Consider the following 13,660-nt stretch of genomic DNA (forward strand, 5'->3'; position numbering starts at 1 on the left):
CTCGTTAATTAAATCCAAAGGGTATTATTGATTGGATGAAATCAAGTGTAATGGTCTGTCATTGCTCAAGTAGGCTTCATCAACTTGATCTAATTTATTATAACGAATCATCTGCTGTATGCCGTCAATGTAAGCTTGCCCGCGTTCTGAATATTTATCTAGCGTAGAAGCCAATTGTATTCCCGTAATAGGTTGGTCATCGGCTCTTAAATCTCGTCTAAGCTCTCTAAGCTTAATATAGGCTGCGTTAGTGTTAATATTTAGCATATATCCTTCTACAGAAGCTTGCGGTGTATCAAACCTTGCTAGACCATAGTTTCCTAACTCTTTTCGTTGCTGCTTAGGGATCATTCCGTTACCACTAAAATCCCACTGTCCGAAAAAGGCATTACCTTCAACGGTAAACCGGGATGTTGCCCAACCACTTTCTTCTGCAGCTTGAGCTAATACAAGCGATGGCGGCATGATATCGACGCGCTTTAATAATTGCTGTCTTTGTTCTTCTGTTAGTGCACTGTCTTGGTCAGTGATTACTTTATATTTAACTGCGATATCGATGAGTGATTTATCATCAAGTGAAGCTTGTTCGACAGTTTGTCGTTCGTTAAGAATGTTCTCATTACTGATTAAAATCAGTGGCGCCATTAATCTGAAAAATACCATCTTTTTCATCTGCACTGGAATTTCATTGGACGTTTGCTGCCACTTCTCACTGACTCGCTCAAAGGTTAGGCGAGGGACTTCTCGTACACCCGCTTTCCAGCTTTCGGTATTGTAATTAAGTGAGTCAAAGAGGCTAATCAGTTCATCTAATGAATTTAAGCTAATGTCTTTGGCTGATTGATGTGATTTTGATTGCACCGATTTTGATTGAACCGATGTCGTTTCAGCAACAGGTTTTGAATTTGAAGCCGTTGGCTTAATTTCAGACTGAACCTTTCCTTCATCGGTTGAGGATTTTACCCAATAATTAATGGCGAAAAGTCCAAACAACAACAGTGCGACAAACAGAATTTTTTGGTAAGTATTTTTAGTCATGTGTTCCCTTAACGATACGGCTTATTGTGCCGCTATAGATAAAAATTGATCGTCTATTACATGGCAATTAAGAGCGACGCATTTTCAAGCGAATAAACTAATGTTTTATCCACACAATAAAAAAGGCGCCAATGCGCCTTTAATTATAGTCGATTTGTGACTATTGCATCATTGGGCCGAAACCCATGCTCCAAAGAATAACACTACTACCCATTAGACCAACTAATAATACCAAGCCCGCAGTCACTACTGAGCTTGCGTAAATAAAGCCTTTTTCTTCCGGGATATTCATTATGATCGGGACTCCGGCATATAGCAGATAAACAGAGTAAGCTAAGCCTGCTAAGCCAACGAGCATAATAAACCATAGCACTGGATAAAGTACTGAAATACCTACCATAAATAAAGGTGTCGCAGTGTAGGCGGCCAGCTCCAACGCTTGAGTAAAGGTTGGCGTGGCATCGAATGTTTTTGCCATCCAATAAGATAGGTAGGCAAGTGCAAGCACGCCACCGATTAAGCCAAAATACATACCGACAGACATGAACATTGCGCTTTGCGGTGTTAAAAATAAAGGTTCACCATTAGCTGGATGCCAGCCAATGTAGGCAGTAGCAATATAGCTACATACAGAAGGAATTAAAGCGATAAGTAAAATATGACTTAGACTGCTTTTTACAGCTTCGTGATTGCGTTCAATTGTCTTCCACTCTTCCTTTGGATGAGTGTATAGCCCCATTAAGTGATTTAATATCATTGTTATTATCCTTGTTTAGCATTCATACATAGCTCGCCAAACTTCAGACGAACTGATCATAGCCCCATATATCAATCGCCTTAATCAGTCCCACACATACCAGCTTAAATGACTCTGCTTTTTGAGTGATTTAAGCCAATAATAACTTCATCCCTATAGAAGTTTATCCATTAAAGGCAATCGAAATACAACTTTAGCAACTATTGTTACGAAGATGTATAGACTATTTATTGAACATAAGCATCCATTCGTCAAGCTCTAATACGCTTTTATCTGTAGAAATCTTGTTATTACAGGTAAAATAGCTGCAAATCCAGTCGACTACTTAAATCATTCATGCAGCAATTACTTGAGCCAATTACGGCGTTTTTAAAATGTGAGACACCACAGTCATGGGTAGATGAAGCCAAAAAGCCTGAAAACTTGTCTTTGCTTTTAAGAGACCACTTACTATGTGAATTAAAAGCCGCTCAAAGTGCTATGTTTTTAATTCGCAAATACGCCGTAGATAAAGACAGCGCAACCCAGCTTAGTGCGTGGGTCAAGCCTTATGAAGAATTTGCTTATAAAAAGCAAGGGTCCTTAGAGACACTTAAAGGTAAAAGTAATATTTCAAAGCAAGTTACGGTCAGATCTGATTGTGATTATGGCCAAGATTTAGTGGATAAAATGGTGCTGCTGATTAAGGAGGAATTACATCACTTCTATCAAGTGTTAGAACTCATGGATGCGAAAAATATTCCTTATGAATTATTAGAAGCGGGGCGATATGCGAAAGGAATGATGAAGCATGTGAAAACTTTTGAACCTGACGCGCTCGTTGATAAATTAATCATAGGGGCATTTATTGAAGCGCGTTCTTGCGAACGTTTCGCTAAAATCGCCCCCTATTTAGATGCAGATTTGGAAAGGTTTTATATTTCTTTGTTACGTTCAGAAGCCCGTCATTATCAGGACTATTTATCTTTAGCGCAAACTATAAGTAAAATTGATATCAATGAACGAGTTGCATATTTTGCAAATGTTGAAGCAGAGCTTATTCAATCGAATGATGAAGACTTCAAGTTTCATAGTGGTGTACCACATAATCTAGTCTCGAATTAACGTATTAATCTTAAATCTCTTGAATTGAGCCGAATTAAGGTCTGTATTGACTATCGCTGAGTAGTAAAAGGCAGTTGTTGTAACATCGCACTGTCTTTTTTTATGATAAGAATACTGCCTTGTTCGTACCAGTCGCCGACGACGATACGCTGTTTATGATTGTCGAGTTCATGAATTGCAGGTCTGTGAGTATGGCCGTGGATCATCCGAGTTGTATTGGTTTTAGTCAATAATTCACTAACCGCTGATGGTTCAACATCCATAATCTCATAGGTTTTTTGTTGGTTACTGTTTTGACTTTTTTGTCTTATGTTTGCAGCAATTTTTTGTCTAGTCGATTTAGGAAGGTGACGATAAATCCACTTTACAATAGTAGAATTACGAAAGCGTCGAAAACGTTGATAGGCTTTATCTAATGTACATAGACTATCGCCGTGAAGAACCACGGTTTGAATGCCATATAAATTAAGTATGTTAATTTCTGGCAATAAAATCATCCCAGAGCGACTGGCAAATTCATTACCTATCATAAAGTCACGATTGCCATGGATGAAGTAAACAGGCAGTTTGGTTGAGACTGATTTAATATGTGTTGCTATTTCATCGGTATACGGCTCAGCAATATCATCACTGGTCCATACTTCAAATAAATCACCGATAATATATAAAGCTTCAACCTCAGAAAGGTCTGAGTTGAGATATTCAATGAAGGCTTTGGAAATATCAGGACGATCTGCACTTAAATGCAAATCGCCCATAAATACAGTATGCACTCGCGTTTATTCAGCCACGCTTACACTGTTGATTACCACAGCTTCTAATGGCACGTCTTGATGCATGCCACGGTTACCAGTGCTGACACCTTTAATTTTTTCAACGATGTCTAAACCTTCAACAACTTCAGCAAACACACAGTAACCCCAGCCTTGGCCTGTTTCTGCTTTGAAATCTAAGAAAGTGTTGTCACTGACGTTGATAAAGAATTGCGCTGTAGCAGAATGAGGATCTGAAGTACGAGCCATAGCAAGAGTACCAATCTTGTTTGATAAACCATTATTCGCTTCGTTCTTAATCGCTGCTTTAGGAGTTTTCTGAACCATGTCTTCGGTAAATCCACCACCTTGAACCATGAAACCATCAATTACACGGTGAAAAATCGTCCCATCATAAAAACCATCTTTAACGTACTGCATGAAGTTTTCAGAAGTTAAAGGCGCTTTTTCTGTATTTAGTGCAACTTTAATGTCGCCCATATTGGTGTGTAAAGTGATCATATTAAAATACCTTGATAAAAATTGTTGCGGGATTCTAACTTATCTAACGTGAGGCTTAAAGTGCAGTATTCAAAACAGTATTGCTCATGATAGACTTTATCCCAATTATATTGGTATCAAAACGAGTAAAAGAGAACCATCGATGTTGAAAATTTACAATAGTATGAGTCGTGATAAGCAAGAATTTAAGCCGATTAACCCTGGAAAAATTGACATGTATGTATGTGGTATCACCATCTACGATTTATGTCATATTGGCCATGGTCGTACTTTTGTTTCTTTCGATATGATCGTTCGTTATTTACGTTACCGCGGCTACGAAGTGAATTACCTGCGTAATATCACCGATGTTGATGACAAGATTATTAAGCGTGCAGCTGAAAACAATGAAAGTTGTGATTCGTTAACTGAGCGATTAATTGGTGAAATGCATAATGATTTTGATGCATTGAACATGATGCGACCTGATTTTGAGCCAAGAGCAACGTTACATATCGAAGAAATCATCGAGATGGTTCAAAAGCTGATTGCTAAAGATCATGCTTACGTATCTGAAAGTGGCGATGTGCTATTTAGCGTTTCTTCATTTCCTGAGTATGGACGTTTATCTGGTCAAAATCTTGAGCAATTACAAGCTGGCGCACGAGTAGAAGTTGAAGATACAAAGCGTGATCCTATGGATTTCGTATTGTGGAAAATGTCAAAGCCTGGTGAGCCAACTTGGGAGTCGCCATGGGGACCAGGTCGTCCTGGATGGCATATCGAATGTTCTGCGATGAACAGTAAGCATTTAGGCGAGCATTTTGACATCCATGGCGGTGGCAGTGACTTGCAGTTCCCACACCATGAAAATGAGATTGCTCAGTCTTGCTGTGCTCACGGTTCACAATACGTGAATTACTGGATGCATACTGGCATGGTCATGGTTGATAAAGAAAAAATGTCCAAGTCATTAGGTAATTTTTTCACTATTCGTGATGTATTAGCCCATTATGATCCTGAAACAGTACGTTATTTCTTATTGTCAGGTCATTACCGTAGTCAATTGAACTATTCAGAAGACAATTTAAAACAAGCCAAATCGGCTCTTGAACGTATTTATACTTCACTTAAAGGGCTTGACCTTACGGTTGAGGCAGCACCAGCTACAGAATTTATTAATAAATTTACTGTAGCAATGGACGATGATTTCAATACACCAGAAGCTTACTCTGTAATCTTTGATATGGTGCGTGAAATTAATCGCTTGAAATTGGTGGATATGGTTCAGGCAAGTGCATTGGGTGTGAGTCTTAAGTCACTGACAGATGTATTGGGTATTATCAACCGTGATGTTGATGCATTCTTCCAAGGTGATGGTAGCGATGATGAAGTGGCAGAGATAGAAGCGCTGATTGTTGAGCGTAATCGTGCCCGTGCAGAGAAAGACTGGCCAGCTGCTGACGCTGCTCGCGATAGACTAAATGCATTAAACGTCGTACTTGAAGACGGTGAAGAAGGCACAACTTGGCGAAAGAAGTCGTAGTTAAGTTCTTGTGATAAAAAAGCCTGCTATTTTTAGCAGGCTTTTTTGTTTATAGGCTTATTATCAGTAAGCTTTGAGTCAAAACAAAACAAGCTTAATTATTAAGCATTTACAGTTAATCGTGATACTGCTCGGCAGCATAAAGCGTATTTTCAAGTAGACTTGCGATTGTCATTGGGCCAACACCGCCAGGTACCGGTGTAATGAACGCGGCTTTTTCTGCTGCAATATCAAACTCAACGTCACCAACTAAACGACCATCTTCAAGTCGGTTAATCCCTACATCAATAACTATTGCACCAGGCTTAATCCACTCTCCTGGAATAAAGCCTGGCTTTCCTACAGCGACAACCAGTAAATCAGCTTGACGTACTTTTTGTTCTAGATTTTTTGTAAAACGATGACAAGTTGTTGTAGTGCAACCCGCTAGGAGTAATTCAAGTGTCATAGGACGGCCAACAATGTTTGAAGCGCCAACAATGGTTGCATCCAAGCCATAGGTATCTACGCCCGTAGATTTTATTAAGGTAATGATGCCTTTTGGCGTACATGAACGTAATACAGGAATACGTTGTGCTAAGCGGCCAACATTATAAGGGTGAAATCCATCAACATCTTTATCAGGTCTGATACGCTCAATCACTTTTGAATCTTCAATATGAGCGGGTAAGGGAAGTTGTACCAAAATTCCATCAATCTTAGGATCTTCATTACATTGATCGATTAAGGCTAATAGCTCAGCTTCAGTTGTACTGGTTTCAAGGTCATATGAGTAAGATTCGAAGCCAACTTCTTCACAAGCGCGGCGTTTACTACCTACATAAACTTGAGACGCTGCATCAGCGCCGACTAGGATAACCGCGAGGCCCGGAATACGCTTGCCAGCAGTTTTGCGTTCCAGCACTTTTTCTTTTAACGTGCTACGAATAGATTGTGCGATCGCTTTGCCATCAATATTTTGGGCAGTCATGGGGGTATAGTTTCCTTTATATGGCGCGATGATATATGAATTTTAACGAGGCGTATTCTATCAGTCAGCCATAGTTCTGTCATGATTATTGACTTAGTGATTTATTGAAAACAGAATTTTTTGTGTGTAAAAACAGCAGCTGAACAAGTTTGTAAAAAAAATCGTTGACGATAGTAAAGTGACTCGTTAATATGCGCTCCGTTCTCGCAGTTAAGGCATTAAGTTAATGCATAACCCTTGATTGGCAAGACTTCTCGGTGATTAGCGCAGCCCGGTAGCGCATCTGCTTTGGGAGCAGAGGGTCAGAGGTTCGAATCCTCTATCACCGACCAAATTTCTATTTGTAAAGTTAACGCTTTATGAATAAGCTGGGAAAGTTAAACTGAAAACCAAATCAGTTTACTAATTATCTAGCAGGTATACAGAATAAGTATGTAAGCCAAGCGCCACTAGCTCAGCTGGATAGAGCAACGCCCTTCTAAGGCGTGGGTCTCAGGTTCGAATCCTGAGTGGCGTACCAAATTATGGTGATTGTAGCTCAGTTGGTAGAGCCCCGGATTGTGATTCCGGTTGTCGTGGGTTCGAGCCCCATCAGTCACCCCAAATTCTGCATTAAAATTGCACGATTGTAGAGAAAGCGACCTTAGGTCGCTTTTTTTATGTCTAAAATCCCCATATAACCGCATTTTCAGGCTCGACTCTATTGTAATCGGTCGCTATAATGTCGCGTCTTGATAAATATCTAATACGAATTACTACAGGTAATAGCGCTGAAAAGCTGCTGTATCATGCTTTTATTAGTAAACATTAATAATCAAGAAACGAATATTTAATAGTTGAGCTTTCGACTATTACAAAGGACGTCAGACATATTTCGAGGTAAAACAATGCAAGTTTCTGTTGAAACAACTCAAGGCCTAGAACGTCGCCTAACAATTTCTGTTCCTGCTGAACAAATTGAGAAATTAGTTAAAGACAATTTAATACGTGAAGCGAAGCGTGCAAAGATTTCTGGTTTCCGTCCAGGTAAAGTACCAGTTTCTGTCATCAAGCAACGCTACGGCGCTGCTATTCGTCAAGATGTCACTGGTGAAGTTATGCAACGCAACTTTATCGAAGCTATCATGGCTGAAAAGTTAAACCCAGCAGGCGCGCCAGTTTTTGCTCCAGGTAAAACTGAAGGCGAAAACTTTGAGTTCGTTGCAACGTTTGAAATCTACCCAGAAGTAGCATTAACGGGTCTAGACGCAATTGAAGTTGAACAACCACAAGCTGAAGTTAATGACGCTGACGTTGACACTATGATTGAAACACTTCGCAAGCAACACGCTACTTTCGCAGCCGTTGAAACTGCTGCAGAAGAAGGCAATAAAGTTAAAATGAACTTTGTTGGTTCTGTTGATGGTGAAGAGTTTGAAGGCGGAAAAGCTGACGACTTCGAATTAGAACTTGGTAGCAACCGTATGATCCCTGGTTTCGAAACTGGTGTTATCGGTCATAAAGCAGGTGATGAATTCGAAATCGAAGTGACTTTCCCTGAAGACTACCATGCTGAAAACTTAAAAGGTAAAGCGGCTAAGTTCGTTATTACACTTACTGAAGTTCAGTCTGCAGAATTACCAGAAGTTAACGATGAATTCGCTTCTTTATTCGGTATCGTTGAAGGTGGTTTAGACGCACTTAAAGCTGAAATCCGTAAAAACATGACTCGTGAACTTGAGCAAGCGCTAAAAGCAAATGTGAAAGAGCAAGTTATCGAAGGCTTATTATCAGCTAACGAAATCACTATCCCTAAAGCACTAGTAGACGGTGAAGTTAACGTTCTTCGTCAACAAGCTATGCAACGCTTTGGTGGCCAAACTGAGAACATGCCTGAGCTTCCTGCTGATTTATTCACAGAGCAAGCTGAGCGTCGCGTTAAAATTGGTTTACTTCTTGGCGAAGTTATCAAAACTAACGAGCTTCAAGCTGAAGACGAACGTGTTCAAGGTCTTATTGCTTCAATGGCTTCAGCTTATGAAGATCCAAGTGAAGTGGTTGAATACTACAATGGCAACAAAGAGCTTATGCAAAACATGCGCAATGTAGCGCTTGAAGAGCAAGCTGTTGAAGTTTTACTAAAATCTGCAAAAGTGACGACTAAAGACGTCGAATTTGAAGAATTTATGAACAAGGCAACAGGTAAAGCGTAACCATCGCTTGACTTGATTGGCGGTTCGCCATTTATAATGGCTCGTATGAGGTTCCTCATACGAGCCATTTTTATTTTAGGGAAATATAAAATGCATAAAGCGCCAGAATCTGTACTCAATGCTCTTGTACCTATGGTTGTTGAACAAACTGCTAAAGGTGAGCGTTCATATGATATTTACTCTCGTTTATTAAAAGAGCGAGTAATTTTCTTGGTTGGTCAGGTTGAAGAACACATGGCTAACCTGATCGTGGCGCAGTTACTGTTCCTAGAATCAGAAAGCCCAGATAAAGATATTTCAATCTACATTAACTCGCCAGGTGGTTCTGTTACTGCTGGTATGGCAATTTACGACACAATGCAGTTCATTAAACCGAACGTAAGCACTGTATGTATTGGTCAAGCTTGCAGCATGGGCGCATTCTTATTAGCGGGTGGTGCAAAAGGTAAGCGTCATTGTTTGCCGAATTCTCGAGTCATGATTCACCAGCCTTTGGGTGGTTTCCAAGGCCAAGCGTCTGACATTGCAATTCATGCTCAAGAAATCTTAGGCATTAAGAATAAATTAAATGAAATGTTAGCTGAACACACTGGGCAACCATTAGATGTTATCGAGCGTGATACAGACCGTGATAACTTCATGAGTGCACAAGAAGCTGCTGATTATGGTTTAGTTGATTCAGTTTTTGAAAAGCGTAGCTGATTTTTAGGCCTGAGTACGCTATTCTGTGATGAATAGCGTATAAAAAATATTTAACTGTTTCTGTGTAGTACAAATAATGCACAGAGTGTGTATCTAAAGACAGTGAACAGGCTGCAACAGAGGTAGGGTAATGGGCGATAACAAAAGTACCGGTGACAGTGGCAAACTACTGTACTGCTCTTTTTGCGGAAAAAGCCAACATGAAGTAAGAAAGCTAATCGCTGGACCTTCGGTATATGTTTGTGATGAATGTGTTGAGCTATGTAATGACATCATTCGTGAAGAAATTAAAGAGATCTCGCCAAAGCGTGATCAAGACAAGTTGCCAACACCACACGAATTGCGTGAGCACTTAGATGATTACGTTATTGGTCAGAACCAAGCTAAAAAGGTACTGTCAGTTGCCGTTTATAACCATTATAAACGTTTACGCAATGGCACGCCGATTGAAGGTGTTGAACTAGGTAAAAGTAATATCTTGCTTATCGGACCAACGGGTAGTGGTAAAACACTGCTAGCTGAGACGTTAGCTCGTTCATTAGATGTGCCATTTACTATGGCTGATGCAACGACACTAACTGAAGCGGGTTACGTAGGTGAAGATGTTGAAAACATCATTCAGAAGCTACTGCAAAAGTGTGATTATGACGTTGAGAAAGCGGAGCGCGGTATCGTCTATATCGATGAAATCGATAAAATAAGCCGCAAATCTGACAACCCATCAATCACCCGTGATGTATCTGGTGAAGGTGTTCAGCAAGCTTTGCTTAAGCTAATTGAAGGTACTGTTGCTTCTGTACCTCCACAAGGTGGACGTAAACATCCACAGCAAGAGTTCTTGCAAGTAGATACGTCTAAAATCCTATTTATTTGTGGTGGTGCATTTGCTGGGCTTGAAAAAGTTATTGAACAACGTGGGCTAACTGGAACAGGTATTGGCTTTGGCGCTGAAGTTAAGGGTGAAGCTGATAAAGTCACTATTTCTCAGACGTTAGGCAAAGTTGAGCCTGAGGACTTGATTAAGTTTGGCTTAATCCCTGAGTTTATTGGCCGTTTACCTGTTGTTGCTACGCTAACTGAATTAGATGAAGCAGCGCTAGTACAGATTCTTTCTCAACCTAAAAATGCACTAACAAAACAATATGGTGCATTGTTTGAGATGGAAGAGGTTGAACTTGAGTTCCGTGAAGATGCTTTAAAAGCCATTGCTCATAAAGCGATGACGCGTAAAACCGGTGCTCGTGGTCTTCGTTCAATCATTGAAGATATCTTACTTGATACTATGTATGATATTCCTTCAGTTGAGGGCGTAATTAAAGCTGTTGTCGATGAATCTGTCGTCAAAGGCGAGTCTGCCCCCATCTTGATTTACGAAAATGCTGACAACCAAGTTGCTGGTGGCGAGCAATAATTCGTCGCTTTTGCTAATAGTTGAAAAATAAGGAGTCCATTGGGCTCCTTTTTTCGTATTGCCCATTGAAACTCTTAGAAACATCCCAATATACTGATTATATAATCCATTCATCAAACGGAATCGAACTATGACCCAAGAGCGTGAAGCGCATATCGAACTCCCCGTGCTGCCACTTCGAGATGTAGTGGTTTATCCCCATATGGTAATTCCGCTATTCGTCGGACGAGAGAAATCTATTCGATGCCTTGAATCAGCGATGGAACAAGATAAGCAAATATTACTGGTCGCCCAGCGGGAAGCTGATTTAGACGAGCCAGCAAAAGACGATATTTTTGAAATTGGTACCGTTGCATCTATTTTACAGTTATTAAAATTACCTGACGGCACGGTTAAAGTGCTAGTTGAAGGTGGTCAGCGTGCTAAAGTCACTGAGTACACACAAGAAGATGAATTCTTTGTCGCAAACGTGACAATGTTAGCGTCTGAAGAGTTAGCTGATAAAGAAGAAGAAGTGCTGGTTCGAAGTGCTATTAGCCAATTTGAAGGCTACATCAAGCTAAATAAAAAAATTCCACCAGAAGTACTGACATCTTTAACTGGTATTGAAGAAGCTGCCCGTCTTGCTGATACTATGGCAGCTCACATGCCGCTAAAGCTTGAAGACAAACAGTCAGTGCTTGAAATGATCAATGTTGGCGAACGTCTTGAATATTTAATGGCAATGATGGAAGGCGAGATCGACTTACTTCAAGTTGAGAAACGCATTCGTGGCCGTGTTAAAAAGCAGATGGAAAAAAGCCAACGTGAGTATTACTTGAATGAGCAAATGAAAGCCATTCAAAAAGAACTTGGCGATCTTGATGAAGGTCAAGATGAGTTTGAAGTTTTAGGCCGCAAGATTGAAGAAGCCAAAATGCCGGCTGAAGCAAAAGAAAAAGCGGAAGCTGAGCTTAATAAGTTAAAAATGATGTCGCCAATGTCAGCAGAAGCGACAGTGGTAAGAAGTTACGTAGACTGGATGACGTCTGTACCTTGGAGTCAGCGTTCAAAAATCAAACGTGACTTGTCAAAAGCTGAAGCCATTTTAGATACCGATCATCACGGGTTAGAGAAAGTAAAAGAACGCATTCTTGAATACCTTGCCGTGCAAAGTCGAGTTAAACAATTAAAAGGACCAATCCTTTGCTTAGTAGGGCCTCCAGGTGTTGGTAAAACGTCATTAGGCCAATCAATTGCTAAAGCAACAGGACGTAAATATGTTCGCGTTGCCTTAGGTGGCGTACGCGACGAAGCTGAAATTCGTGGTCATCGTCGAACTTACATTGGTTCTATGCCAGGTAAAGTGATCCAAAAAATGGCCAAAGTGGGTGTTAAAAACCCATTATTCTTATTAGATGAAATCGATAAGATGAGCTCAGATATGCGTGGTGACCCATCATCAGCGCTACTTGAAGTACTAGACCCTGAGCAAAACGCAGCGTTTAATGATCATTACTTAGAAGTTGATTACGACTTATCTGACGTGATGTTTGTGGCGACATCGAACTCAATGGATATTCCTGGACCGTTATTGGACCGTATGGAAGTAATTCGTTTATCGGGTTATACCGAAGATGAAAAATTGAATATCGCTAAAAAGCATTTATTGACTAAGCAAATCGAGCGAAACGGGTTAAAACCAAAAGAAATTAATATCGATGATAGCGCCATTATTGGCATGATCCGTTACTACACTAGAGAAGCTGGTGTCCGTTCACTAGAGCGCGAGCTATCAAAAGTGTGCCGTAAAGTCGTTAAGATGATTCTTTTAGATAAATCAGTTAAAACCGTCGAAGTGAATCAAGAGAACTTGAAATCATTCCTCGGTGTGCAGCGCTTTGATTACGGTAAAGCTGAGTCCAATAATCAAATTGGTCAAGTGACTGGTTTAGCTTGGACGCAAGTTGGTGGCGATTTACTGACTATTGAAGCGACGTCTGTGTCAGGTAAAGGCAAACTTGCTTATACTGGCTCACTTGGTGATGTCATGCAGGAGTCTATTCAAGCTGCGATGACAGTTGTTCGTGCTCGCGCTGAACAATTAGGCATTAACAGTGACTTTTACGAAAAACGTGATATTCACGTGCATGTTCCTGAAGGGGCAACGCCTAAAGATGGACCATCTGCGGGTGCTGCAATGTGTACTGCGTTGGTATCAAGCTTAACGGGTAATCCGGTTAAGAGTGATGTGGCCATGACAGGTGAAATTACCCTGAGAGGGGAAGTTCTACCTATCGGCGGTTTGAAGGAAAAGTTACTTGCGGCACATCGTGGCGGCATAAAAGTTGTACTTATTCCTAAAGAAAATGAGCGTGATTTGGAAGAAATTCCAGCCAATGTCATTGCCGATCTTAAGATTCACCCAGTCAGATGGGTCGATGAAGTACTTGAATTGGCCTTAGAAAAGCCAGTAAAAGGCTTTGAAGTGGTTAAAAAGTAGCTAATTAGCAAAAAAAGTTGCTTTGAACCTAAAAAAAATGAAAAAAGGGGCTTAACAATCTGTAAAGCTGTGGTAGCCTAGATAAGTGGAGAGTCAGTTAGCACCAAACCCTTGGCGCAACTGACTTTGAGCTGTATCCAAGTACATTTTTTTTGGTTTTCCAACTAAGTTTGGTGTGGTATCAAACTTATAACAAAAAAGCCTC

The 13,660-nt window shown here is 40.4% G+C and carries 11 protein-coding genes and 3 tRNA genes; 9 read left to right on the forward strand and 5 right to left on the reverse strand.

Annotation, left to right across the window (positions count from 1 at the left end; translation table 11 throughout):
- Nucleotides 1-24: 24 nt before the first annotated feature.
- Together AB4128_RS12780 and AB4128_RS12785 are read right to left on the reverse strand one after the other, a co-directional pair.
- Nucleotides 25-1,038: a glucosaminidase domain-containing protein gene (locus tag AB4128_RS12780; protein WP_080915425.1), complete on the reverse strand. Its 1,014-nt coding sequence runs from the start codon at nucleotides 1,036-1,038 to the stop codon at nucleotides 25-27.
- Between the two features lie 160 nt (nucleotides 1,039-1,198).
- Nucleotides 1,199-1,795, reverse strand: a complete 597-nt coding sequence (locus tag AB4128_RS12785; RefSeq protein ID WP_055023887.1) for a Yip1 family protein — start codon at nucleotides 1,793-1,795, stop codon at nucleotides 1,199-1,201.
- Between the two features lie 336 nt (nucleotides 1,796-2,131).
- Here AB4128_RS12785 and miaE point away from each other — a divergent pair, with 336 nt between their 5' ends.
- A complete protein-coding gene (gene miaE / locus AB4128_RS12790) occupies nucleotides 2,132-2,899 on the forward strand; it encodes a tRNA isopentenyl-2-thiomethyl-A-37 hydroxylase MiaE (RefSeq protein WP_119969730.1) in 768 nt (255 codons plus the stop codon).
- Nucleotides 2,900-2,949: 50 nt separating this feature from the next.
- Here the strand turns inward: miaE and AB4128_RS12795 are convergent, their stop codons facing one another.
- Both AB4128_RS12795 and AB4128_RS12800 read right to left on the reverse strand, forming a co-directional pair.
- Nucleotides 2,950-3,672: a UDP-2,3-diacylglucosamine diphosphatase gene (locus tag AB4128_RS12795; RefSeq protein WP_211028225.1), complete on the reverse strand. Its 723-nt coding sequence runs from the start codon at nucleotides 3,670-3,672 to the stop codon at nucleotides 2,950-2,952.
- Between the two features lie 6 nt (nucleotides 3,673-3,678).
- Nucleotides 3,679-4,173, reverse strand: coding sequence for a peptidylprolyl isomerase (locus tag AB4128_RS12800; protein ID WP_055023884.1), 495 nt, complete (start codon nucleotides 4,171-4,173; stop codon nucleotides 3,679-3,681).
- A 142-nt stretch (nucleotides 4,174-4,315) separates the two neighbouring features.
- Between AB4128_RS12800 and cysS the strand changes: the two genes are divergently transcribed.
- Nucleotides 4,316-5,698: a cysteine--tRNA ligase gene (gene cysS / locus AB4128_RS12805; protein WP_282168114.1), complete on the forward strand. Its 1,383-nt coding sequence runs from the start codon at nucleotides 4,316-4,318 to the stop codon at nucleotides 5,696-5,698.
- Nucleotides 5,699-5,813: 115 nt separating this feature from the next.
- On the opposite strand, the gene folD is transcribed toward cysS, so the two are convergent.
- A complete protein-coding gene (gene folD, locus AB4128_RS12810; RefSeq protein WP_080915429.1) occupies nucleotides 5,814-6,668 on the reverse strand; it encodes a bifunctional methylenetetrahydrofolate dehydrogenase/methenyltetrahydrofolate cyclohydrolase FolD in 855 nt (284 codons plus the stop codon).
- Nucleotides 6,669-6,923: 255 nt separating this feature from the next.
- On the opposite strand from folD, the gene AB4128_RS12815 reads away from it, so the two are divergent.
- From AB4128_RS12815 to lon, 7 genes are all read left to right on the forward strand, one after another.
- Nucleotides 6,924-7,000 (forward strand) — tRNA-Pro (locus AB4128_RS12815).
- A 111-nt stretch (nucleotides 7,001-7,111) separates the two neighbouring features.
- A tRNA-Arg gene (locus AB4128_RS12820) sits at nucleotides 7,112-7,188 on the forward strand.
- A gap of 7 nt (nucleotides 7,189-7,195) precedes the next feature.
- Nucleotides 7,196-7,271, forward strand: a tRNA-His gene (locus tag AB4128_RS12825).
- Between the two features lie 284 nt (nucleotides 7,272-7,555).
- The gene (gene tig, locus AB4128_RS12830; protein WP_372037902.1) at nucleotides 7,556-8,860 is read left to right on the forward strand and encodes a trigger factor; all 1,305 of its coding nucleotides are present in this window, start codon (nucleotides 7,556-7,558) and stop codon (nucleotides 8,858-8,860) included.
- 90 nt (nucleotides 8,861-8,950) lie between these two features.
- A complete protein-coding gene (gene clpP, locus AB4128_RS12835) occupies nucleotides 8,951-9,562 on the forward strand; it encodes an ATP-dependent Clp endopeptidase proteolytic subunit ClpP (protein WP_055023880.1) in 612 nt (203 codons plus the stop codon).
- A 130-nt stretch (nucleotides 9,563-9,692) separates the two neighbouring features.
- Nucleotides 9,693-10,973, forward strand: coding sequence for an ATP-dependent protease ATP-binding subunit ClpX (clpX, locus tag AB4128_RS12840; RefSeq protein ID WP_055023879.1), 1,281 nt, complete (start codon nucleotides 9,693-9,695; stop codon nucleotides 10,971-10,973).
- A 130-nt stretch (nucleotides 10,974-11,103) separates the two neighbouring features.
- Entirely contained in the window at nucleotides 11,104-13,455 is a 2,352-nt protein-coding gene (lon, locus tag AB4128_RS12845; RefSeq protein WP_055023878.1) for an endopeptidase La, read from the forward strand.
- Nucleotides 13,456-13,660: the final 205 nt, after the last annotated feature.

The organism is Shewanella sp. 10N.286.52.A9 (assembly GCF_041468985.1).
Classification (GTDB): domain Bacteria; phylum Pseudomonadota; class Gammaproteobacteria; order Enterobacterales; family Shewanellaceae; genus Shewanella; species Shewanella japonica.

What these genes read in the sequence shown, in the direction of transcription:
- AB4128_RS12780 (WP_080915425.1), bottom strand. Translation starts at nt 1,038, where the DNA reads ATGACTAAAAATACTTACCAAAAAATTCTGTTTGTCGCACTGTTGTTG.
- AB4128_RS12785 (WP_055023887.1), bottom strand. Translation starts at nt 1,795, where the DNA reads ATGATATTAAATCACTTAATGGGGCTATACACTCATCCAAAGGAAGAG.
- miaE (WP_119969730.1), top strand. Translation starts at nt 2,132, where the DNA reads ATGCAGCAATTACTTGAGCCAATTACGGCGTTTTTAAAATGTGAGACA.
- AB4128_RS12800 (WP_055023884.1), bottom strand. Translation starts at nt 4,173, where the DNA reads ATGATCACTTTACACACCAATATGGGCGACATTAAAGTTGCACTAAAT.
- cysS (WP_282168114.1), top strand. Translation starts at nt 4,316, where the DNA reads ATGTTGAAAATTTACAATAGTATGAGTCGTGATAAGCAAGAATTTAAG.
- folD (WP_080915429.1), bottom strand. Translation starts at nt 6,668, where the DNA reads ATGACTGCCCAAAATATTGATGGCAAAGCGATCGCACAATCTATTCGT.
- tig (WP_372037902.1), top strand. Translation starts at nt 7,556, where the DNA reads ATGCAAGTTTCTGTTGAAACAACTCAAGGCCTAGAACGTCGCCTAACA.
- clpP (WP_055023880.1), top strand. Translation starts at nt 8,951, where the DNA reads ATGCATAAAGCGCCAGAATCTGTACTCAATGCTCTTGTACCTATGGTT.
- clpX (WP_055023879.1), top strand. Translation starts at nt 9,693, where the DNA reads ATGGGCGATAACAAAAGTACCGGTGACAGTGGCAAACTACTGTACTGC.
- lon (WP_055023878.1), top strand. Translation starts at nt 11,104, where the DNA reads ATGACCCAAGAGCGTGAAGCGCATATCGAACTCCCCGTGCTGCCACTT.